The organism is Allobosea sp. WAO, assembly GCF_001509835.1.
In the GTDB taxonomy this organism is placed as follows: Bacteria; Pseudomonadota; Alphaproteobacteria; order Rhizobiales; family Beijerinckiaceae; genus Allobosea.
In genome coordinates this window covers 49,034-69,068 of the sequence record NZ_JXTJ01000002.1, presented here as the reverse complement: position 1 = coordinate 69,068, position 20,035 = coordinate 49,034, and the positions used below count along the sequence as shown (strand labels likewise).

General features: G+C 61.0%; 19 protein-coding genes and 2 pseudogenes. 6 read left to right on the top strand and 15 right to left on the bottom strand.

Going from position 1 to position 20,035, the window contains the following annotated elements; translation table 11 throughout:
* Positions 1-573: 573 nt before the first annotated feature.
* The 8 genes from DK26_RS01205 to DK26_RS01170 all read right to left on the bottom strand — a co-directional run bounded on the left by DK26_RS01205 (position 574) and on the right by DK26_RS01170 (position 4,951).
* Entirely contained in the window at positions 574-882 is a 309-nt protein-coding gene (locus DK26_RS01205; protein ID WP_066467529.1) for a hypothetical protein, read from the bottom strand.
* Positions 883-899: 17 nt separating this feature from the next.
* Positions 900-1,352: a YidB family protein gene (locus tag DK26_RS01200; protein ID WP_066467528.1), complete on the bottom strand. Its 453-nt coding sequence runs from the start codon at positions 1,350-1,352 to the stop codon at positions 900-902.
* A gap of 23 nt (positions 1,353-1,375) precedes the next feature.
* A complete protein-coding gene (locus tag DK26_RS01195) occupies positions 1,376-1,630 on the bottom strand; it encodes a GlsB/YeaQ/YmgE family stress response membrane protein (RefSeq protein ID WP_066467690.1) in 255 nt (84 codons plus the stop codon).
* Positions 1,631-1,819: 189 nt separating this feature from the next.
* Positions 1,820-2,221 (bottom strand): DUF1236 domain-containing protein, encoded by a 402-nt coding sequence (locus DK26_RS01190; RefSeq protein ID WP_248309838.1) that lies wholly within the window; start codon positions 2,219-2,221, stop codon positions 1,820-1,822.
* A gap of 44 nt (positions 2,222-2,265) precedes the next feature.
* Positions 2,266-2,529, bottom strand: a complete 264-nt coding sequence (locus DK26_RS28830; RefSeq protein WP_157089449.1) for a hypothetical protein — start codon at positions 2,527-2,529, stop codon at positions 2,266-2,268.
* Between the two features lie 40 nt (positions 2,530-2,569).
* Complete coding sequence (locus DK26_RS01185) at positions 2,570-3,184, bottom strand: hypothetical protein (RefSeq protein WP_248309837.1); 615 nt, start codon at positions 3,182-3,184, stop codon at positions 2,570-2,572.
* A gap of 945 nt (positions 3,185-4,129) precedes the next feature.
* Entirely contained in the window at positions 4,130-4,486 is a 357-nt protein-coding gene (locus DK26_RS01180) for a hypothetical protein (protein ID WP_066467518.1), read from the bottom strand.
* Between the two features lie 276 nt (positions 4,487-4,762).
* Positions 4,763-4,951, bottom strand: coding sequence for a hypothetical protein (locus DK26_RS01170; RefSeq protein WP_066467514.1), 189 nt, complete (start codon positions 4,949-4,951; stop codon positions 4,763-4,765).
* 213 nt (positions 4,952-5,164) lie between these two features.
* Between DK26_RS01170 and DK26_RS01165 the strand changes: the two genes are divergently transcribed.
* The 5 genes and pseudogenes from DK26_RS01165 (at position 5,165) to DK26_RS29250 (ending at position 10,050) form a co-directional block, all read left to right on the top strand.
* Positions 5,165-6,184, top strand: a complete 1,020-nt coding sequence (locus DK26_RS01165; protein ID WP_066467513.1) for an HWE histidine kinase domain-containing protein — start codon at positions 5,165-5,167, stop codon at positions 6,182-6,184.
* A gap of 534 nt (positions 6,185-6,718) precedes the next feature.
* Complete coding sequence (locus DK26_RS01160) at positions 6,719-8,794, top strand: catalase (RefSeq protein ID WP_066467512.1); 2,076 nt, start codon at positions 6,719-6,721, stop codon at positions 8,792-8,794.
* Between the two features lie 125 nt (positions 8,795-8,919).
* Positions 8,920-9,414, top strand: a pseudogene (locus DK26_RS01155) (DUF4113 domain-containing protein); the annotation flags it as partial.
* A pseudogene (locus DK26_RS29555) lies at positions 9,411-9,692 on the top strand (hypothetical protein); the annotation flags it as partial. The pseudogenes DK26_RS01155 and DK26_RS29555, both read left to right, overlap by 4 nt.
* A 52-nt stretch (positions 9,693-9,744) precedes the next feature.
* Entirely contained in the window at positions 9,745-10,050 is a 306-nt protein-coding gene (locus DK26_RS29250) for an aldehyde dehydrogenase family protein (protein ID WP_066467509.1), read from the top strand.
* Positions 10,051-10,131: 81 nt separating this feature from the next.
* Here the strand turns inward: DK26_RS29250 and DK26_RS29245 are convergent, their stop codons facing one another.
* The 4 genes from DK26_RS29245 to DK26_RS01140 all read right to left on the bottom strand — a co-directional run bounded on the left by DK26_RS29245 (position 10,132) and on the right by DK26_RS01140 (position 13,634).
* Entirely contained in the window at positions 10,132-11,100 is a 969-nt protein-coding gene (locus DK26_RS29245) for a hypothetical protein (RefSeq protein WP_198162257.1), read from the bottom strand.
* A gap of 189 nt (positions 11,101-11,289) precedes the next feature.
* Entirely contained in the window at positions 11,290-11,439 is a 150-nt protein-coding gene (locus DK26_RS28825; protein ID WP_157089447.1) for a hypothetical protein, read from the bottom strand.
* A 188-nt stretch (positions 11,440-11,627) separates the two neighbouring features.
* Positions 11,628-12,236, bottom strand: coding sequence for a toll/interleukin-1 receptor domain-containing protein (locus tag DK26_RS28360; protein WP_083532887.1), 609 nt, complete (start codon positions 12,234-12,236; stop codon positions 11,628-11,630).
* Positions 12,237-13,058: 822 nt separating this feature from the next.
* Positions 13,059-13,634, bottom strand: a complete 576-nt coding sequence (locus DK26_RS01140; protein WP_066467506.1) for a hypothetical protein — start codon at positions 13,632-13,634, stop codon at positions 13,059-13,061.
* Between the two features lie 112 nt (positions 13,635-13,746).
* Between DK26_RS01140 and DK26_RS01135 the strand changes: the two genes are divergently transcribed.
* Complete coding sequence (locus tag DK26_RS01135; RefSeq protein WP_066467505.1) at positions 13,747-14,235, top strand: hypothetical protein; 489 nt, start codon at positions 13,747-13,749, stop codon at positions 14,233-14,235.
* Positions 14,236-14,273: 38 nt separating this feature from the next.
* On the opposite strand, the gene DK26_RS01130 is transcribed toward DK26_RS01135, so the two are convergent.
* The 3 genes from DK26_RS01130 to DK26_RS01120 all read right to left on the bottom strand — a co-directional run bounded on the left by DK26_RS01130 (position 14,274) and on the right by DK26_RS01120 (position 19,944).
* Positions 14,274-16,475, bottom strand: a complete 2,202-nt coding sequence (locus tag DK26_RS01130; RefSeq protein ID WP_066467504.1) for a recombinase family protein — start codon at positions 16,473-16,475, stop codon at positions 14,274-14,276.
* A gap of 237 nt (positions 16,476-16,712) precedes the next feature.
* Complete coding sequence (locus DK26_RS01125; RefSeq protein WP_066467502.1) at positions 16,713-17,210, bottom strand: recombinase family protein; 498 nt, start codon at positions 17,208-17,210, stop codon at positions 16,713-16,715.
* Positions 17,211-17,805: 595 nt separating this feature from the next.
* Positions 17,806-19,944: an AAA family ATPase gene (locus DK26_RS01120; RefSeq protein WP_066467500.1), complete on the bottom strand. Its 2,139-nt coding sequence runs from the start codon at positions 19,942-19,944 to the stop codon at positions 17,806-17,808.
* Between the last annotated feature and the right edge of the window lie 91 nt (positions 19,945-20,035).

Here is a 20,035-nt window from a genome sequence, read left to right as displayed (position 1 = left end):
GCGTACCCATTCAACGAACTCCGACGGAACCCGTTCCTCAGAAAACGAGAGAGCATCATGCGCATTGCCACGTGCCGGTAGGCGCGGTCTGTGACCACGTCGCCAAGCCTGTCCCGGGCCAAATGCGGTGCGAGTCGCCGGCGGTTCACCGTCGATTTTCCATTCGCGTCGCATCGGACCCTTCCCAGCTAAAGACGCTCCGGCCTTCGTATTCAGCCGAGCGACGGCGCTCCTCGGCGACATACTCGAGGAGGGTCGGCGCGCTCACAATCCCTGGCGTCGGCCCGATCATCGCGACAGGATGGTTTCTGTCGGGGGCAGTGACCGGGGCGCTAGCGGGAGGGGTGCTGGGTGCGCTAATGGATTCCGGCGTGCCGGAAACCGACGCTGAAAGGCACGCCAGCGAGCACAAAAAAGCTCGGTCGGTGGTATCGGTTCGCGCAGAGGGCGAAGACGTTCCCCTGGTGACACGTATCCTCGATGCAGCGCTACCGCTTGAACAAGGTCAATGCTCGCCGCGATCCGAACAGGCGAAAACCATGTCGTGAAGACTCGATCTTCCCAGCCTGCGGATCACTCGTTTTCTGACGGAGAGAGCAGGCTGGCCAAGCGTTTGAACTCTGATGCTGGCACTTCGCCGTAGCAGCCGACAATGACCGTGCCGCTCACTCGGTCCTCGGTCAGCTTCTGGCCTGCTTTGATAATGGTCGGGCAAGCCTCGGCCGCCTTTTGAAGCCCCTCCGACTCCTTTGGCTTGGCCGCTTCGTAAGCGAGGAGTGCCGCGCGCATTAGCGGGCGTATGCCCTGGTTAGGGTCGTCAGGATATCTCGCCCTCAAATAGGCCAAGCGCGCGGCCTCGAGCGCATTCTCGTCGATCTGCATGCGGCTTCTCGCCAGGGCTAAACCGGAATTCTGCCCTCCGGGGTGTAGCGATCGACAGCCTCCGGAAGTTGCTTCGAGAGCCTAGCCAATATCTCCTCCCTGCTGAGACCGGTTTGAGAAGCGAGACGATCCATGATGTCAGGCCCGATAGCCTGCTCAAGGTCATTGGTCTCGATCTGCTGGTTGGGGCCGGAGCGGACCCATGAATCGGCAGCGTCGCCGCGGCCGGCCTGTTTGAAGCGCTCGATCAACTCTTGAATGCCATTGCCGAGCAGCCCGCCGATGCCACCTGAGGTAGATTGCTGATTGCTTGTCATGACGTTGTCCAGGCCAGCTGGCGCGTCCTGCGGCGGCTTGCCTTGTTGACCGCCACCGAACCACTCCGCGAGCTTGTCGCGGTTCTGGTAGCCCGCAACCGCAAGCAGGCCGAGCAGAGCCGTCATCGACGGAAATCCATTTTCGTTGCTCATGAGTTCGCCTCCCAACGTTGAGTTTAGGCGCTGCGGCGGCTCATCATCGACCACACCATCAGCACCAGCACAGCACCGATTACCGCCCCGATGAGGCCCGCTCCCTCACCAGGCCGATACCAGCCCAGAGCCTGACCCAGAAATGTCGCCACGAAGGCTCCTACGATGCCTAGGACCGTTGTGAGGATGAAACCGGACGGCTCATTCCCTCCTGGCGACAGGAATTTGGCGAGGACGCCGGCGACAAATCCGATGATAACCGTCCAAATGATGCCCATGGAGAACTCCGGCTGGTGGCCCTGCCGGAGCTCCGGCGCCAAATCTCACAACCCGACTTGGGTTCGGAAAGTTCCCGTGACCGGCCGCCAGAGCGCTCGCGTCTGGCATCGCGGCCTCTCGAGGCTAAAGACCCACTCCAAAAGGAGCGGGCCTAGAGCTGGATTATTCAGCGCGTGTTGCGCGCCTCGTCAGTCGATAATCTGGACGACACGACGGGTATTTGGGTCCACCAGGACCGTACGATTGTTCACGACGGAATATCGGTAGCCGCTGACGCCGTACTCGGCTGGCACCTCGCGGTACACAACGCCCTGCTGCGGAAGCACGGTGCCGACGGCGAGAGGCTCAGCGTAAGCGTACGATGTGGGGCGCTGCGTAACCACATACTGCTTGAAGCGCGGCGCAAGTTCGCTGCGGATGGACGGGGGGTCCGGCAAGCCATTAGGCTGGCCCTGATTTTGGGCCATGGCGGTCGCCGGCAACAGAACAAGCCCGGCGGCAAAGAGGGCATTCCTAAGCATTGGATGTTCCTTCGTGCGCGGTGAAGCCGAAGGTTTCCCCTCGCTATCCCTGTGCTCGAAGAACTGCACCCTGCTGGTAATGTTCCTTTTGGATTGGTCGGCGGGCCAGAAACTCAGCGTTCGGGACCAGTCGCAGGGCCTGGGGTTGCGGCGACATCCCCGCGCGATTTGCGCCGCGCCGCGCGAGCGGCTCGCGCTTCTGCATCGAGGCGTTCTGCCTCAATAATGCGATCGAGGGTCTGAGTGATCGGGTTGTAGGGGCGCAGCCGGTTGGAGAAGCCCATCATGAATTCGTTCCTTTGTGCGAAGTAAAAGAATCGCAGATCGGATCGAAAATGCAAATCACGAAGCGGTTGGTCGGCGTGATGGGAACCCAACCGCAAACTCCTATTTGGGTGGCTAATTCCTGATGATCTATTAACGCAGCAGATCTTCGGCCGCGAAAGCGTCCCAGCCTTCGAGTTCAACGCTGGGATCTGCGTCCTCGGAGGCACCATCATCGTATCGCTTGCCTTTGCGCTGTCGGGTGAGCCGGGCTTTCGCTGCGGCGCGCCGGCGATTGTCCGAGCTGGCATCAGCATCCTCTTCGCGCCAGATCGCAGGCAGGTCACGATCAAGAATGTCCTCGATGTGCTGTGGGTCGAAGACGTGAAAGGTGACTGCTTTTGCGCGTCCTCTGAGCTTGATGGTCCTGGTCCCGGCACTCTGCAGACGACCTGCCTTCATCCACTTGTGACGTTCGCGCGAAGAGATTCCCAGAATATCTTCGAGCTCGCTCGGCAGGACTGGCCAGGTGGCGCTCCCTTCCATGGCTTTCTCGACCTGCTGGGATGTCGACGTGAAGAGCTCCATGCCGTCAGGGGGCATGCGCAGGTGCACGACGTTGCCTTGAACGTGCACGAATTTTCTCACCGGCCATGGGAGGCGACGGCGAATTTCCCGCTCAATGCTGAACGATCTGACCGAAGATCCGAGGGTTGTGTTCGGCGGTAGCGACCACTCGGCGATGAGAGGCGAGCTCGACGTCGTCATTCGGCGCATCCTCCAGGAGGAGCAACCTTTGCCAGGTGCGCGGGTTCCCGCCCTTGGTCCGACGTGCTTGGGAGGGTGAACGTTGCAAAATGTTTCAGTCCGGAACTGCCGGGCGCCTTCTGCGTCTAGCTGTCGTTCGCAGGGCTACGACGCCTCAATCGTGCCCATGATGCGCGGCATAGCGCGCCACACATTCTGGCGGGTGCATCGAGTGCAACCAACGACGCCAGTGACGTCCTGAAGCTCTGACGCTTCAAACGCGAGCCGTGAATTTCCGGAAGTATCCGGATGCGCCTAGTCCTGGCCTCGTGTCAGAGGCCCTCCGCCCAAGGGGCGGGGGGCTACAGGACTTCTTTCGCCCGTACGTCAAAACGCCCGCACGGCTGGCGCCGTCTTGCCAGTTACCTGACGGCCCTGCGGTCCATCAGGTCACGCGCTGCATTGATGAGGCGAGCGCGAAGATCGGGGCGTGTCGCAAGCACATAGCCGGCTGCGCCGAGGAGAAGGATTCTGAGCACGATAGTCTCCCAATTTTGTCGGGTACCAACGCGGGAGCTGGGCTATTGTTCTCTAATCACCCGGCGATCGGATACAAGGCGAGCAGGCCTGAACGGCGCGCCCCCGGCGTCGAGCCAGAGTCGCGCTAATAATATGGCCGCACAACCCGATGGTCCGCGTCTATCAGTAGGTGGCGCCGGCGCGTGGCCAATGCACTCGGCGACACTGTGCTGCTCGTGTCCACTCGCCTCTCTCACGCCGTCGGAGGGAGCCTCGCTACTCCCTGCCGATCGGGCGAGCTGCGGATGTGCCGGTTACCGTGCCGCGCGGGGCTTTGGCCTCTCAGAGCTGGATGGGGATCTCTTTTCGACGCACGTCGACGCGTACGATGAGCGGATGACGGCGGCAGGTTGCAGCCTAATTATCCAGCCTGAGATCGCGGTGTGATCAGCTGGTTGCCGTACTCGCCGTGGGGGCGGACGCAACTCGATCTTCCAAAATTTCGAGGAGGAAGGCGAAGTGAGCCTGCACACCATCCTTCATCTCCGGAGGCATACAGGCCGCGCGCTCGTTGACGGCTGCCCCGATCCGCTGGGCGAGAAGCCTGAGGTCCGATAATCCGCCCGCCTCGCGCGCACGTTCTTCGATGAGCGCAAAGACAATTCCTTCCAGCATCGCGATGCGCACCACCATCTCTTCACGGCTCATATCGGCGTCGCCGGCCATTTGATCCCCCATTTGGCAGGCCGGCGAGGTCGAGTTCGAACGAAAGGCGGCTTCGCGCGTCGCATCCCGGCCGAGCATGAGCAGGATGTGCGACCTAGCGCCCGAAGTTATCCGGCTTTGCGTTGTTGCGCGCGCTTTACGTCCCACGTTTCAACGGCCGTGGCGAGCATGTCCAGCCTGACTTCGTCTGCGCAATCTTCAGGCGCACCTGACAAATGCTGGATCAGAGAGACTGCGGTCTTACGCTCTTCGGCTGTCCGAATTTCGCCGTAGCGCGGCATCTCCGCTTCTGTGGCGTACTGTCTTTTGGCGAGCTGTCGGGCCATTTGGGGGAAGCTATCCACAGAGTTGAACCTATTCCCCGACCCCGGCTGCGGGCATATCCGGGAGCTTCTCGCGGGGCTTGTCGGCCTCGCCCGTATCCTTGTCGGCATCCGGGTTGATGGAAACCTTCTTCAGCGAATCCTTGTCAGGCGCGCCTTGGATCGACGTCGTGCGCTGCTGCTCCTCTGGAGAAAGCTTGTTTCCTTGGCCATCACGCATGGGTGCCTCCATTGTTTCCCCCAAAGCCTCAACGGCCCAGCCTACGCCCGGTTCCGGCCGCGCGCCCGGCAGATACATCTTCCAGTTCGCTCTCTGGTCCTTGACTTGCGGATGTTGCGACTGCGGGGGCGGAATGGAACGCTGGATGTGTCTTATGACTTTGCCGAGAAGGGAGGTAAGCGATTAGGCTGCTGAGAGCGCGATCGGGACCACATGTCGAACGATACGAACCAAACCGCCGAGCGCAGCCTCCGGGCCCGGCAAGCAGAATTCGCTCGCATTCAACGGATCGGCCAGATTGGTGGCCTGGAGGTCGACCTACGTGGCAATAGGTTCAAGAACGTACGCTCGCCCGAATACCTAGCCGTGCACGGCCTTCCGCCCGATGCGACTCATGAATCTCATGAAGCTTGGGTGGCACGCATCCATCCGGAAGACCGCGAGCGCGTTCTGAGCCATTTTCTCACGACAGTGAACGGGCCGGCGACGGAGTATGAGGTCGAGTATCGGATCATCCGACCAAGCGACGGCCAGACGCGCTGGATTCTCGCGAAAGCTGAGATCACACGTGACGAGTTGGGGGCAGCTCTGCGTCTGATTGGAGCACATATCGATATCACCGCTCGCAGGCGCGCCGAGGAGCAACGCGAGCTGATCGCTCGCGAGCTTTCGCACCGCATCGCCAACATCTTTACCGTGGTCAACAGCCTCGTTCGAATGGCGGCTAGGTTCGAGCCCGCCAACAAGGTCTTCGCTGAGAAGCTCGAAAGCCGGCTCCAATCCTTGCATCGGGCGCATGCCTTTGTTGCCAAGAAGGAAGTTGGCGAAGGAGGGCTGAAGTCGCTGCTCTCGCGTCTGCTCGAACCCTATCAAGGAAGTCAGGGCCAACGGGTCGTTATTGAAGGCAACGACGCGATAGTGGGCCCGAACGCTGCAACCTCGTTGGCCCTGGTTTTCCACGAACTGGCGACGAACGCCGTAAAATACGGCGCACTTTCGGCCGAGAATGGAGCCGTGCGGATTTCCCTGGTTGCCGATCAGGCGTGCCTTCATCTGACATGGCAAGAGAGTGGTGGCCCCTTGGTGGTCGAACCTCCCGTCTCATCTGGTTTTGGCAGCGTGCTCGTCGAAAGAGCTGCGCGTTCTCAGCTCGGCGCAACCATGGCCTACAACTGGGGTTCCGATGGCTTGGAGGTGACGATCAAGGTCAAGCTGGTTGATCTCGAGCGATAGCAAGCCCGCGCCGGGATAACCGGCAAATGATTGTCTGCTTACGGCGCCGCTGCGTGATTGGTTGGACCGTTCCGATTCCTTATGCGACCCATGGTCGAGGCTAGACCAAGCCAATTCGTATCCCTCGCGCAGATCAAGCGAATTCTCGTATGTCGCTCCAGTTTGGGCTCCGACCACGCTCGAAAGAGCTGTCGAGATGGCTTGCCGGGGCGAAAGCTGCTCGTTGCGTGATCTGTGCCGGCGTCTGCGCAGGGAAGTCTGCCATCTCGTCCAGTTGTAGGGGCGCTTGTCATGCAGCAACTGAAGCAATTGCTGCGGAACGCGTTTGTGCGGGCCGATCAAACATAAGGGCGATCGGACGGTCGAGGATGACGCAGGCGAGGTATGGGACCTCAGGAGTTTCCCGGCCCGGCCAAGGAAAGCCAATCGGCGAGATGATAGCGGGAACGGCAGGCGTCGGGCAGCGTTGAATTGGCCAGTGGGGCGGTGCCGCTTCTGGCTCCGCCGAACGCTGCAGTTCAGGGAGATTGGCTGATGAAGGAACCCAAGCAACCGAACCCGGGAAATGGCGGCGAAACGCATCAGACCGCAGCGGGGCCTGAACAGCGGATTACGACGAACCATGGCGTGCCCGTCAGCGACAACCAGAACTCGCTCCGGGCCGGCGAACGAGGTCCGAGCCTCCTTGAGGACTTCGTGCTGCGCGAAAAGATCCAGCACTTCGATCACGAGCGCATTCCCGAGAGAATCGTGCACGCCCGGGGGTCTGCGGCCCATGGCTTTTTCGAGCTCACGGAATCGCTGGAGGAATTCACCCGCGCCAGGATCCTGACCGAAGTCGGAGCAAAAACCGAGGTCTTCACCCGCTTTTCGACCGTGGCGGGTGGCGCCGGATCGGTCGACACGCCACGGGACGTTCGGGGCTTCGCGGTCAAATTCTATACGAAGGACGGCAACTGGGATCTCGTTGGCAACAACATCCCGGTATTCTTCATCCAGGACGCGATCAAATTCCCTGACCTGATTCACGCGGTCAAAATGGAAGCCGATCGCGGCTATCCGCAGGCGGCGAGCGCCCATGACACGTTCTGGGATTTCGTCAGCCTCATGCCTGAAGCAACGCACATGATCATGTGGGCGATGTCGGACCGTGCGATCCCCCGATCTTACCGCATGATGGAAGGTTTCGGCGTCAACACGTTTCGCCTGCTGAACGACCGTGACGAAGCTACGTTTGTCAAGTTTCATTGGCGTCCCAAGCTTGGGACGCAATCGACCTGCTGGGATGAGGCAGTCAAGATTGCAGGTGCCGACCCCGACTATCACCGTCGCGACCTGTATGAAGCGATTGCCACGGGCGACTTTCCCGAATGGGAATTCGGGGTTCAGCTCCTAAGTCAGAAGGATGCTGATGCACTGCCCTTCGACATTCTGGACGCAACCAAGCTGATCCCGGAAGAACTGGTGCCAGTCCGGATGGTGGGCCGAATGGTCCTCAATCGGAACCCGGACAACTTCTTCGCCGAAACCGAGCAAGCCGCGTTTCTTCCCACCAATATGCCGCCCGGCATTGACGTTTCCGAGGACCCGCTGCTGCAGGGGAGGTTGTTTTCCTATCAGGACACGCAGCTCTCGCGTTTGGGAACGGTCAATTTCCACCAGATCCCGATCAATCGAGCGAAGGGCTGCCCTTTCCAAAACCTCCAGCGCGACGGCCAAATGCAGACGCAGGTCTTCACCGGCCGCGCCAACTACGAGCCTAACAGCTTGAATGAAGCGGGCGAGGAGGGCGGCCCCCGTGAAGACCCACGGGGTGGCTTTCGAACATTTGCTAAGGACCTGGATGGCCCGAAGGTCCGGCTCCGCGCCGAGAGCTTCGCCGACCACTATTCACATGCTCGGCTGTTTTTTAACTCGCAGACCGAGATTGAACAGGCCCACATCGCCAGCGCTCTGGTTTTCGAGTTGTCGAAGGTCGCGCTGGAGCATGTGCGGGTGCGCATGCTTGCCAATCTGCGGAATGTCGACGAAACCTTGGCCAAGCGGGTCGCCGATGGTTTGGGGATGCCGCTGCCGACCGCTTCTCAGCCCGCTGTCGCCCCAAAGGATATGGAGGCGTCGCCGGCCCTTCGTATCATCGGAAAGTACCCGCAGACCCTGGAGGGTCGGACTGTCGGCATCCTCGTTACCGACGGCGCCGATGGCGAGATGATCGACGCACTCAAGAAGGCAGTCGAAACGGACGGTGGCAAGACCAAGATCGTTGCGCCCAAGATAGGCGGCGTTTCGTTGGAGAAGGGCGGCAGGCTAAAGGCCGATGGTCAGTTGGCCGGGAGCCCTTCGGTGATTTTCGACGCAGTCGCGCTCATCGTGTCCGAGGAAGGCTGTAAAGAACTGCTTGATGATGCCGCCGCGCTTGACTTCACCAAAGACGCCTTTGGCCATCTCAAGGCGATAGGCTGTAGCTCCCAAGCCAGGCCGCTGCTGGAAAAAGCCAGCGTCTTTGTCGATGAAGGTATCGTTGCGTTGAGCGACGACCCAGCAGCCTTTGTGGAAGCTGCTCGCACACGGCAGTGGGACCGAGAAGCCCGGATACGCTCACTCGCCTGAAGAAGTGAGCCGACGACTTCGATGACCTTGCTCGCGGCCAGCGCCTCTAGGCTTACTCTTCGGGGCGCTGGTTTTTTCTGAGCACCCTTGCCCAGAAGGGACCTCGCGTTTCCCGCTCCGCTCGCGAGATTCAAGCGCGGCTAGCCGCGCATGCCACGCGCCTCGGCGAGAAGCTGCGCCACCACCGCCTCGCGGCGGACCACGTCACCATCTTCTATCATACCTCGCCACACGACGGCGGACAGGCCAGATCGGTCTCGACCACGGTCGACTTCCCCGAGGCAACCGACGACACGCTCGTACTGGTCCGCGCCGCCAAGTGGGGCGCCCGCCGAATCTGGAAGCCGGGATACCGCTACGCCAAGGCTGGGCTGATGACGGTCGACCTCGTGCCGCTCGATGGCTCGCAGCGCGCCCTGATCGGGGCGTTCGATCGCGAGAGGAGCGATCGACTGATGGAAGCCCTAGATGCCTGCAACAGGCGGCACGGTCGCGGCGTTGTCTTTCCGGCGGCGGCAGGCGTCGCGCAACGGCGTTCGAAATGGATCACGAAGTTCGAGATGCGGTCTCCGCGGTACACGACGCGGCTCGACGAACTTCCGGTCGTAGGGGCGGCATGAGCGGGCGCTCGCATCCGACCACTCTGGTCGCCGGCAGGCTGTGGCGCTCAACCGACCCGTCCATTCCCGAGGACCGCCGTCACCGCTTCGTCTCCGCACTCATGGATGCTCGTCGAGCGGTCAAGGACGCCAAGCGCGGCGATGGCGACATGGCGGCGGCCCGAGCGGCCGTCGATGCCGCGAAGGTGGCGCTCGGCGAACGCGGCCCGGTTTGGTGGGACGATGGCGCCCCCGACTGGAATAGACGCATGGCCAAGAACACGCCCTACGCGAACTGGGCGGGAGGAGCGGTGAGAACCGCCTCGCGAGCGCGAGTCGAAAGGAAGCCGCATGATGACGGTCACCGACAATTTCATCGACGGCCGGATCGTGGAGCCGCAGGCCGGTCGTTATCTCGATCACGCCGATCCACGTACCGGACGCCTCTCGCGTCGCGCTGCAGACAGCGGCGGGGCGGATGTCGATGCCGCCATGACGGCCGCTCAGCGCCCCTTTCCGGCCTGGCGCGACATGCGTCCCTCCGAACGGGGCCGCATCCTCGTCGAGATCGGGCGTCGGGTGCGGGCGAGCGAGGAGCGGCTTGGCGCGGTCAAATCCGCCGAGACCGGCAAGCCGAAGCGCGAGATGGCCGCGTGATGGACCTGACCGCCCAGTATTTCGAGTTCTACGGCGGCATAGTCAACGTCATGGATGGCGAGCCGAATGGCGGATTGCCCTCTATGCGAGGGGCAACTCGTCAAGTTCAGAGCATGACGCCAGGTAGTCGAGCCACCAGCCCTCACTATCAAGTTTCTCTCGCTCAAATAGCCAGCGAAGACGAAGCTGGTCGTTCGAGGGCAATGCTGATCCTGCTAGCCATTGGGGCCGCCGCTTCACGAGCTCGTCGGCTGACAGGATCGCGAGCTCGCGAGAGTCAGCTGCTGCCTGCGCGCTGAACTCGCCGTTCAAATCGAGTTCCTGAATGATCCTTTGCGCTACCGCGACGATGTCGTTCTCGCCACCAAGAGCATGTTTTTCCAGGGAATGGGGCACGTTCACGCCATCGACACGCCCGCCCAGCACCCGAGTGATGAACTCGTGCGCTCTGCGTCTGCTTGTGACGGCGAATTCATATTCTGCCTTCCTCGGAGAAGGGCCGCGATCAAGCTCGATCTTCCACACACCGGTGGGCTGCTCCAAGATGCGCCACACCGGTTCTGGCACCTGCATCAGAATGCCATCGCCGACATGCAGCAGCGCGCTTGCGTAAAACGTCGACGCTTCAGCCTCGCGTGCCTGCTGATCGTCATCAATCCGCTTTCTGATCGTAAGCGCATCAATCCGATGTACGCCGTCGAAATTGTTCCAGGAAAGCGGGCTTCCTCGCGGCTTCGGAAATTCCCGTTCATTCCAATCAGCCGGGCGCTGACGACAGGGTATCCGATCCACCAGCCGCTGAAAATCCTCCGCTTTGACCGACGTGTATCCCTGGCGGTAGGTCGCTCTGACGAAAAGCTTGCCGCCGTAAGACAGATACAACTGCATCATTCCATCGAGATCATGTTCGAGACCGACGGCGGTGATAGCCTCACCAGGGGCGCTAGCGATTTTTACGGCAACTTGCGACCGAACGATCTGAATTCGTTCTCCGGCCTTTCGGCGTTCAAGACAGCGTAAGCTGTACGCATAAGGCAGTGTCAGGATCATCGGCACCTCAAGGAGGAGCTAGATGATCCTTGCTAAGAACGGCTTAATCCTTGGTCACCGGCGATCTGCTAGGCGCTCTGATGAGCATACTCCGGGTAGCAGGTAACAGGTGTCGAGGCATGCTGCCGGTTACAAATCGCTTTGGGCGCCGTGCTGTCCTCGACGCGCGGTCGCTACGGGCGAACTGGCTCAGTCACAAAATCGAAACGCCCGATTGAAGCGGCGCCAGAGGTACTCCGCCGCCTGCTCGGGAGAGAGCGCCTGCATGTTTGCAGTACGCTCGAAATCTGACATGCCGATTGCCATCGATGCCGATAGCGCCAACTGATCGCCGTCCATCGAGGGTGCTAAAATCTCGCTGCAGCCATCCCCAAACGCCCCTCGGCAAAGCATATGTTGTTAGGCCCCATCATGCCGCCGAGCCAAGTCCGGCATGTCCCCTTGCTGACGCCGTCCAGAAAACGGTTTCGCTCGGAAATCGGTCGCCGTCGCATCGGTGATGTCGGAATCCAGCCTGACATTCTCAGCTACCGCCTCATCCAAGTTCTCACCAAAGATGCGCCGGATCGCGACGAAAGCCGCTTTGGAAAACCTTCGGCGGTCGGGACCGTGAGAGGCGTCCTGACTTTCGGCAGAACGGTCTTATTGCGCCGCTCAGGCGGTCGCCCGGCGCCTGGAAATTGCCTGCGATCCGGAACTGGCGGGTGTCCAGGGAACGGAGGTGGCCCAGAAGGTTTTGCGCGCGCCCGGCTTGCGCTCGCCAGCACGGCGTCACGGGCTGCATCTTCGTCCATGGCATCTATCCGAACCTGAACGATCGATGCGAGCAGGCCGTCTGGCTCACAACGCCTGACCATAACCGGAAGCAGCTTGCGCTCCAGTCCCTCGGGATCACGGTTGAACGCGCGTGCCCATTCCGAAGATGCCATTCCGGAGCGCAGATAGTCGGGGGAGAGCACCAGAACTGTCCGGTCAGCCTGGGACGTTGCGCGCTGCATTTCCAGCACGAAGTTGCTGCCAGGTATGAAGTACCAAGCCTGAATTATTGTCTTGAAGCTTCTCTCCTCGAGGACGTAGGCAATCCACTCCGCCCACTGGCTGTCCGCGCTCGTGTAGTTGATGAAGAAATCGGTCATTGCGGCAATCCAGCTTCGAGGCGCTCGATGACATGGGGCGGCTCAGTCTGATGCGAAGGCTTCGGGCCTCGCAACCTGCGATGAATGGGGGCCGAAAAGAGCGTGGCAGCCTTAAGCTTGAGGGTAACGATAAGCCTAAGCAGATTTCATTATTATTTGAACTTATACTCTATTATTCAAAGAGAATCGCCATTTTATGGCATTGTCAGCGTATTGATTTTCGCGATTTTATGTCTATATCGGCGCGGTATTCTAAAATATACGATAGGCCGATAACTGCGGGGATCCGGCGCAGGCCTGCGATAGTCGGTTTTTCCGGTCGCGCTAGTCAGTTTCGCGGTTCGCCAATCGCGTGTTCTGGGCCAAAAAAATAGCTAGAATTTTAAGTATCGGAAAATCGAAAGCAAAAACAATTGTTTAGACATGGTGGGAAAATTGCGATTCCGGTGCTGACCCTTGAGGGGCAGCATCGGAATCGCAAAAAACGCAGCAGGCGGATATCCCCGGGTTTATCAAAAAAATACTTGAAGGGGGCAATCGGATACTATAGGTGTATATCCACAAGAGGGGGCGCGAAAATACGACGGCCCCATTGAAGTGGAGTTTCCGATGCGTGGTTTTGGGTATCGGGTCGGATATGAGCGTGGCGGTGCCAGCGTCTCGTGCTTGACCGGTGTGGATGCCCGGCGGTCGGCTCAGTGGGCCAGCGCGGGGGCTGTGCGGGCCTGCAGCGTCTCGGGCGGCCAGTGCGAGACGGCGGATACAGAAAGGTCGCGGGCAGGGAGCCCGCGGCCTGGAGAGGGGCCGATGGATTTCACTGGATTAATCCAGCGGAGGGGCGTCCGTCAGGTTGGTGGGGCGCAGGGCCCATTCACCCGTTACCGGATCGAACACGCCCGCAGGCAGCGGAATGTCGCGGCGCAGGTGGACGTAGTAGCGGTTCGAGCTGACGATCGGCAGGCCGTAGTGGCTGGCAACGGTCGCGAGCAGCAGCCGGTTGTGACGCAACGGATTTTGCTTCAGGCGACGGTAAACCGCAATTTCGCTGAAGCGCATTCGCTTGAGGCTGGCCAGGAACCGCGTCGGGGTAATGACGTGGTAGAGGTTGCCGGCGAAGGCGGTGCGGCGGTCCTGAAGATCCATAGCGAAGCTGGGATCATTGTCCGTGACGTTCTGGATGCCCGCATAATCTTCTTCGAGGATTTCGGCGAGGGTCGTGAGGGCGGTCACGCCTTCAGGGAGCGGCGCTGGGCAGTTCACGGGCATGCGAGTGACGAGCCCGATGTAGTCGAGATCGGCGAGAGCCACGGTCGTTGTGGCCTTGGAAAGGCGAGCGTTCGGTGCGTCGTCGTGGCAGTCGGCGAGGATGGCCGCAAGGGCCGGCGAGAAGGTCGACATCTGTCGTCTCCATGGGTTGCAGATGACGATCAAGAAACTCTGTTTTATGGATTTGAGCAATAACGTATTTTGCTCGTCCACCGACTCAATGATCCAGTACGGAGTACAAATCATGACCGAACTCGATAAAGAGCAGGCCATCGCCTTCGCCGAAAAGGAGCTGCGCGATGTCGAGATGCAGCTTCTGGGGTTGGCCCGAAAGAAGGCTGGAATCGTCCATTATCTGGAGATTCTGCGAGATAATGGCGCAACCGGCGCGCCTGATAACGAAGATGCGAGCGATCCGGCAGACGCGACGGCGCGCCAGCGCAACAATCGTTGGATCAAGGAGGCGGTGAATATCATTCTCCGCGAAGGTCAGCCGATGGCAGCCCCGGAAATCCACAAGGTTCATCCGAATCGCGGAACCGTCTCGAACGCGCTTCTGTACCGCCTGATGTACAACCGGGCAGCCTCGGGCAAGCTGCTCAACCTGGACAGCTTTTTCTGGCCGGCCGACGTGGCTATCCCCGATGGCTGGAAGATGCCGGACTTGAACGACCCGAACCGGGTGCGGCCTGGTCGCAAGCCCGGCGCAAACAAAAAGGGCAAGGCCATCTAGGCCTCGCCCTTGTTCAATCGAGCGCACTCCATGCGCCTTTACTCTTTGCGGTTGTAATCATAAAAGGCGCGAATGTCGCGATGCATTTTCCAGGCGAGCTCGGGAAACTGCTTGTCGAGCACCTCGCAGATCCTCACCCAAACACCTCCCTTCAGACACGCTTTAATGGCCATCCCGCGGCCGCGACGTGGATATTCCCGGCATCTGCCTGGATCAAGGTATCCGTAAGGCATGTTGGTGCGCCCCATGATGAACAGCTGATTGACCGCAAGCCTGGGGTTCGATCCGTACCTCTTTAATTGCTTGAGTACGCTTTCCGGCATGAACGGGAGGACGGCCTCGAACTGCTCGTCCGTGGCGTCATACAGACCGGTAGCAACCGCCTCCTTCAAGCGACCGGGGATCACGCCCTTGAAATACGGTATCACGCCCTCGATCAGATCGCTGAACACACGTTGGGCGACCGGGCTTTCTCCGTAGCTGGTGCGATGGAAGATCGCGTTCACCTTCAAAGTGGTCTCGACTTCGAAGGCACGGCTTGCGAAGACGCTCTTGATCCGGACCGTTCCGATCATCCGCCGAACCGCCGCATAGGCATGGATGTAAAGCTCCACCTGGGCAGGATCGTCTGCCAAGTCGGGCCGGTGGCGGCGTTCGACGATCATGTCGTACGCTTTGACCAGGGTGTTTCGGGCGTCGTCTTCGATTGCCGGAGGCGCGACCGGCAGTGCCGCCAGAGCGCGCTTGATGACCTCGCGTTCCTCGGTCGCCTTGCTGCGCTGTTCGGCAACCTGCTCAGCTGGAAAGCCTTGCACGACGACCTGGTCGAACAGTCTGTCGAGCAATGCAGTCAACTCGATCAGGCGTTTCGCCAAAGCCGTTCGCTTGGCCTCCACTTCCGCCGTGATGACAAGGCGCTGCTTTTCGAAGGCCTCTCGATAGATTCCTTCGAGTTCCGGATCGGCAAGGACCTTCCGAGCAGCCTTCAGAACGCAAGCTTCAACGTCGCGAGCGAAGGGCGCGAATGCGATGCAGCGTTTTGGGCAAAACACATGCCACTGGTCATCGTAATTGTGGTACCGCCACTTCATCGCGGTGTCGCAATGTCCGCACGTCACCTCGACGCCATTCAGCGCGCTGAGTGGCCGCTTGGTCGGCCTGCTATAGTGTTTGCTCACTGTCTTGTAGACCGCATTCCACATTTCTGGGGTGACGATCTGCCAGTGCGCGGTATGCCTTGGATCGACATGGACCCAGTCGCTCGGTCCGGTCTGCTCCGAGACGCTGTATCCGAGTTCCGGATTGAGACGTCGGTTGGTTCGGCCCCAGACGTGCAGCCCGCGATATTTCGGATTGGTCAGAAACCGACGGACCCTGACGACATTCCAGCTCCGGGTTGCAGTGAGCGGATGACTCGCCAACTTCGTGGCGATCTCATGCAGAAGGAGGCCGTCGAGCCGGTCCTGAAACGCCTGGACAATTAGCGGACGGAGTTCCTCGTCGACGATCCAGACACCGCGGTTCCCCGGAACCTTCTTGTAGCCGATCGGCATCTGCGCAACGCCGAGCCCCTTCTCGATGGCGGTTCGCGTCCCGTGAGCTACGTTTTTAGCCAGGGCTTCAAGCTGCTCAGCCGAATACCAGCTGCGGAACGCAATGTCGGCATTGTTAACGGGGCCGCGGGCATGCCAGCTCATCAGCGTCACGCCGTAGAGCTTGAAGAGGTACTTGATCTGGCTCGTAATGCGGACATCGCGCGCGAGCCGGTCGATATCCTCGATGATGACGACGTCGAACTCGCCGTTCTTTGCGTCCTCGAGGAGCCGCTTCAAGGCGGGGCGCTCCCAGGTCCGTCCGCTGAAGTGCTCGTCGACATACATTTCGTCGACGACACGCCCGCATTGGGCCATGGCCACGTCATTGATCAGCCGCTCCTGGCGATCGATTGAGTCGTTGTACTCCTTGGCGCTCGAACGACGCGCATAGCCGACGACGCGGTTCTTCCGCTTCGGCTCCGCCGTGTCCACATTGGTGCTGTGGCGCTCATAGAAGGTCTCGGGCAAGCCGGGAGCCGCAACTGGGGGCTGAGCCATGACATGCGGCGGAGCGGCTGCGCTCGTCGGCGCATGGCGGGCCACCGCATCCGCTACGTCGAGCGGGGCGGGTTTGGCCGGTGCGGCGCTCGCACCGGCTTCATTGAAGGTGTCGAACAGCTTTTCGACAGGATGAAGGCTACGCATAATACAGGTCCTCTGGGACCGCGAAGCTCACAGACTTCCAGCGGTCGAAACTGACATCGGTTGATTGGGGGAATGCCCCTGGGGGCGGGGCTTCAGATCAGCGGGATCGGGCCTGGCCGTGCCGCTCGCAGATCCCGGCACAGGTCGGGCCGAACGCTGCCAGGGCGCTCCTGGTCCTGATCTTGTGTGTCTCCGGGATCGGCATTGGCTGAGGCTCCTCGCAGGGCAGGGGCGGAGCTATGCGAAGCGGTTCTGCCAGCCGACCATCAGCGTGACACCGTGGAGCTTCAACAGATCTTCGAGCTCGTTGATGACGCTGAGGCTTCGCGCGAGGCGGTCCTGATGCTCGACGATGACGATGTCGATCTCACCGTTCCTGGCGTCCTCAAGCAATCGCTGCAGAGCGGGGCGCTCCATGGTGCGTCCGCCGCCTTTCTCATCGACGTACATGTGATCGACGATGCGACCGCGTCGGGCGACAGCCACATCGTTGATCAACTTCTCCTGTCGTTCGACCGAGTCGTTGAACTCCTTCGCGCTCGACCGCCGAGCGTAGCCGACAACGCGCAGCTTCGGCGCCCATGTCGGCGTTGTCTCGGCCATCGCATTCGGTGGGATGGCGCGCGCCGCTCCTTCCTTGAGCCGGGGCAGAGTTTCGGGTTTGGCCGCGGCGATGCTCGCGTTCGTCTTGTTGAGGATGGCGATCAGCTTCGCGACGAGATGATGGATGCGCATGGTACAGGTCCTCTGGGACCGCGAAGCGCACAGGCTTCCAGCGGTCAAGAATGCATTCTGATGATGGTCGGGATGCCCCTGGCGGGGCTTCAGATCAGCCGGATCGAGCCTGGCTATGCCGCTCGCCGATCCCGGCACAGGTCGGGCCGAGCGCTGCAAGCGCGCTCCTCATCCTGACCTGATATGCTCGCGGGAGAGCCATCTCGTGCGGTTCCTCGTTGGGTACCGTCAGAAATTACTCGAAACTGATTTTCGATTCAAATCCATAAAACTGTTTTCGGTGGACGGGGATTATCGCTTCCGCCGAGGTTCCTGAGGCAGGCCCGATTTCTCAGCTTTCCGGGTTGGTTTTACCGAGAATTCTGCATCTTCTGGCGAAGAAACACTCCAGAATGGATTATGCGGGCGGTGCTGCGTTTTTAGCGACTCGTAGATTTCAAGCCGCGCGATGGCCTTGATCAGGGACTCAATCGGAGTGGTAAGCATCGCTTTGTGGACTCCAGTCTCGCTGGTTCGTGGATTGCTCACCAGGGTTCGGCGGTGAGGTAGGCATGGAGGCGCACGAGGTCGCTCAGCCGGCCGCTGGCGAGCATTCTCAATGGTGCCTGGCCGAAGGCATCATTGCGCCGGCGCATCCAGGCGTATCCGCGTCTCCGATCCACGAAGAGAGCGCGGAGCTGGACATGGATGTGGAGCAACAGGATGCACCGCAGCTTGAGGTCGCCGTCGAACACAGAGAGCTCGCCGCGGCGCCAGGCGTCATAGGCCTGCGGGTCGAGGGCGAGGATGCGAGCGCCAGTTGCGTCGTCGACCTGCCAGCGATCGAGGAGCCGGACGATCGCGCGGTTGAGGGCGGCGAGTTCCTCGGGGGGCATGCGAAGAGTTTACGGAGTTCGTCGCCGCTCAAGGTGCGCCTCTGCTCCAGCGCGTCGGCGATGTCCATGAGTTGGCGCCGATGGTCGGACAACAGCTTCATGCAGCGTTCGTCGAGGATGTGGAGCTCGGCTTCGATCTGCTCGCGGAACCTGGGATCTGCGAGAGCTCGCGCCGCGTCGTTGGCGGGCGCGCGCTGAAGAAGGGCGGCGCCGAGACCGAAAGATCCATGGATGGCGCAGGCATAGGTCGTCGCAAGCGCAAGGTCGACATGGCAGCCGGAGGAGCCTTCGCCGAGCATCAGGATTTCGGCGGCCCTGCCGGCGAGCATGATGACGACCTGGTCATCAAGGCGCTGTCTGGTGCCGATGCCGCCAACCCCGTCTGTCAGGATCCCGCCGGCTCGCACGCCTGTTGAGACCGTCGAGGCGTGGTCGACATGGCGGCCGAGCGCGAGTGCAGCGACTGCGTGCCCGGCTTCGTGGATCGCGATGCGGCGAAGGTCCGCTCCATCCACATCGTCCTTCAGGAATTGGGCTGCAACGTCCTGGAAGGTAAGTGGACGATCGGCGCGGCGCGCATCGGAGATGGCGACCTTGGAGCGGAAGGCGATATCCGCTCCAGTCGAACCCTGGGCGAGCTGAGCGAGCGCAATGAGTTCCGGCTCGGAGAGGCGGCTGGCAAGATGGAAGCGAAAGACGCCTATGAGTTCGTTGGCCGTGGGCGGCTTGATCTCGAAATGGAGTTCGAGGCGCCCGGCCCGGGTCAGGGCGGTATCGAGGTGACTGATCATGTTGGTCGCCGCAACGACGATAACGCCATGGCGGGCCTCGTCGAGCAGCTTGAGCAAATGCGTGACCAAGCTTGACCAGTATTGACGGTGGCGGCTGTCGAGGCTCGCCCGGTTCGGAATTGCGTCGATCTCGTCGATGAAGAGAACGCTCGGGGCCTGCTCTCGCGCGCTTTTGAAGATCTGGTCCAGGGCCTTGATCAGCGAGCTCAGGTAGCCGTCGGTGCTGGCGAAGAGCTGCCCAAGCGACGTGGTGATGAAGGGGATGCTGCACGACCGCGCGAGAGCACCGGCAAACAGAGTTTTTCCAGTGCCGGGTGCACCATGAAGGAGAGCGGCGGTGCTGAGCTCTGCCCAGGCAATCTCGCCGCGGCGATAGGCCTGGAGGTCTCGGGCAAGCGCCAGGCCCCAATCCTTGGCCGCGCCGTAGCCGGTTAGTTCTGAAAGAGAGGGCCTGCTGGCATCGCTGGAGTTCGACGCGAGGCCGAGCCGGATGCGCCGATCCAGCTCGGTGAGGCGAGCGACAGCGCGGCCCGCGTTTTCACCGGGGCGCATTGCCGAGAAGATAACGCTGGCGTGGAGTTTGGTCCCGATGTCGGGCGGTAGCTTGCCGATGCGCTTGTTGCCGTAGAAGGCCCGAAGTGTGGCTTTCAGCTGGGCGTTCGTGGGGCAGGGGATGCGGACCCGATAATCGGCTGCCGCGATGAGTTCGGGAGACAGCTGCGTTTCGGCGTCGGTCACCATGGCAACAAGGGAGTGGCCGACCTCGATCGACGTCCGCAGTGCGTGGTTCTGTGTTAGCGCGGCGTTCTTGTTGAGCTTCTCCTCCCTGGTGATGAGCTCGGCCGGCCGGAAGTCGAAACGGACGCTGGTCTGAAGGAGTTCGAACCAGCCTTTGGAGGGAGCTTCGAGGATGATGACGATGCTCCGCTTCCGCGTGAGATCGCGCTGCATGGCCGGTGGAATCGCGTCGGCGAGCATCAGTTCAGCCAGATAAATCGACGGGCGAATGCGGGGCTGATCGTCATCTTCGGGCGGGAAATCGTCTTCGAGCAGAACGTTGACGTTCATGGCGTGTGCCTGTGGATGTGAGGGTGGATAGGTGCCTAGGGAGAGCAGGGAGGGGCGCAGGCATGGCCACGAAGGCCCGCGCTGAAGCCGG

Excerpts from the sequence above, each read along its gene's own strand:
- DK26_RS01130 (WP_066467504.1), bottom strand. The coding sequence starts at position 16,475 with ATGCGTAGCCTTCATCCTGTCGAAAAGCTGTTCGACACCTTCAATGAA.
- DK26_RS01205 (WP_066467529.1), bottom strand. The coding sequence starts at position 882 with ATGCAGATCGACGAGAATGCGCTCGAGGCCGCGCGCTTGGCCTATTTG.
- DK26_RS28825 (WP_157089447.1), bottom strand. The coding sequence starts at position 11,439 with ATGGACGGCGATCAGTTGGCGCTATCGGCATCGATGGCAATCGGCATG.
- DK26_RS01140 (WP_066467506.1), bottom strand. The coding sequence starts at position 13,634 with ATGTCGACCTTCTCGCCGGCCCTTGCGGCCATCCTCGCCGACTGCCAC.
- DK26_RS01180 (WP_066467518.1), bottom strand. The coding sequence starts at position 4,486 with ATGCTCGGCCGGGATGCGACGCGCGAAGCCGCCTTTCGTTCGAACTCG.
- DK26_RS29245 (WP_198162257.1), bottom strand. The coding sequence starts at position 11,100 with ATGATCCTGACACTGCCTTATGCGTACAGCTTACGCTGTCTTGAACGC.
- DK26_RS29250 (WP_066467509.1), top strand. The coding sequence starts at position 9,745 with ATGATGACGGTCACCGACAATTTCATCGACGGCCGGATCGTGGAGCCG.
- DK26_RS01165 (WP_066467513.1), top strand. The coding sequence starts at position 5,165 with ATGTCGAACGATACGAACCAAACCGCCGAGCGCAGCCTCCGGGCCCGG.
- DK26_RS01170 (WP_066467514.1), bottom strand. The coding sequence starts at position 4,951 with ATGCGTGATGGCCAAGGAAACAAGCTTTCTCCAGAGGAGCAGCAGCGC.
- DK26_RS28360 (WP_083532887.1), bottom strand. The coding sequence starts at position 12,236 with ATGACCGATTTCTTCATCAACTACACGAGCGCGGACAGCCAGTGGGCG.
- DK26_RS01135 (WP_066467505.1), top strand. The coding sequence starts at position 13,747 with ATGACCGAACTCGATAAAGAGCAGGCCATCGCCTTCGCCGAAAAGGAG.
- DK26_RS01125 (WP_066467502.1), bottom strand. The coding sequence starts at position 17,210 with ATGCGCATCCATCATCTCGTCGCGAAGCTGATCGCCATCCTCAACAAG.
- DK26_RS01200 (WP_066467528.1), bottom strand. The coding sequence starts at position 1,352 with ATGAGCAACGAAAATGGATTTCCGTCGATGACGGCTCTGCTCGGCCTG.
- DK26_RS01195 (WP_066467690.1), bottom strand. The coding sequence starts at position 1,630 with ATGGGCATCATTTGGACGGTTATCATCGGATTTGTCGCCGGCGTCCTC.
- DK26_RS01185 (WP_248309837.1), bottom strand. The coding sequence starts at position 3,184 with ATGACGACGTCGAGCTCGCCTCTCATCGCCGAGTGGTCGCTACCGCCG.
- DK26_RS01120 (WP_066467500.1), bottom strand. The coding sequence starts at position 19,944 with ATGAACGTCAACGTTCTGCTCGAAGACGATTTCCCGCCCGAAGATGAC.
- DK26_RS01160 (WP_066467512.1), top strand. The coding sequence starts at position 6,719 with ATGAAGGAACCCAAGCAACCGAACCCGGGAAATGGCGGCGAAACGCAT.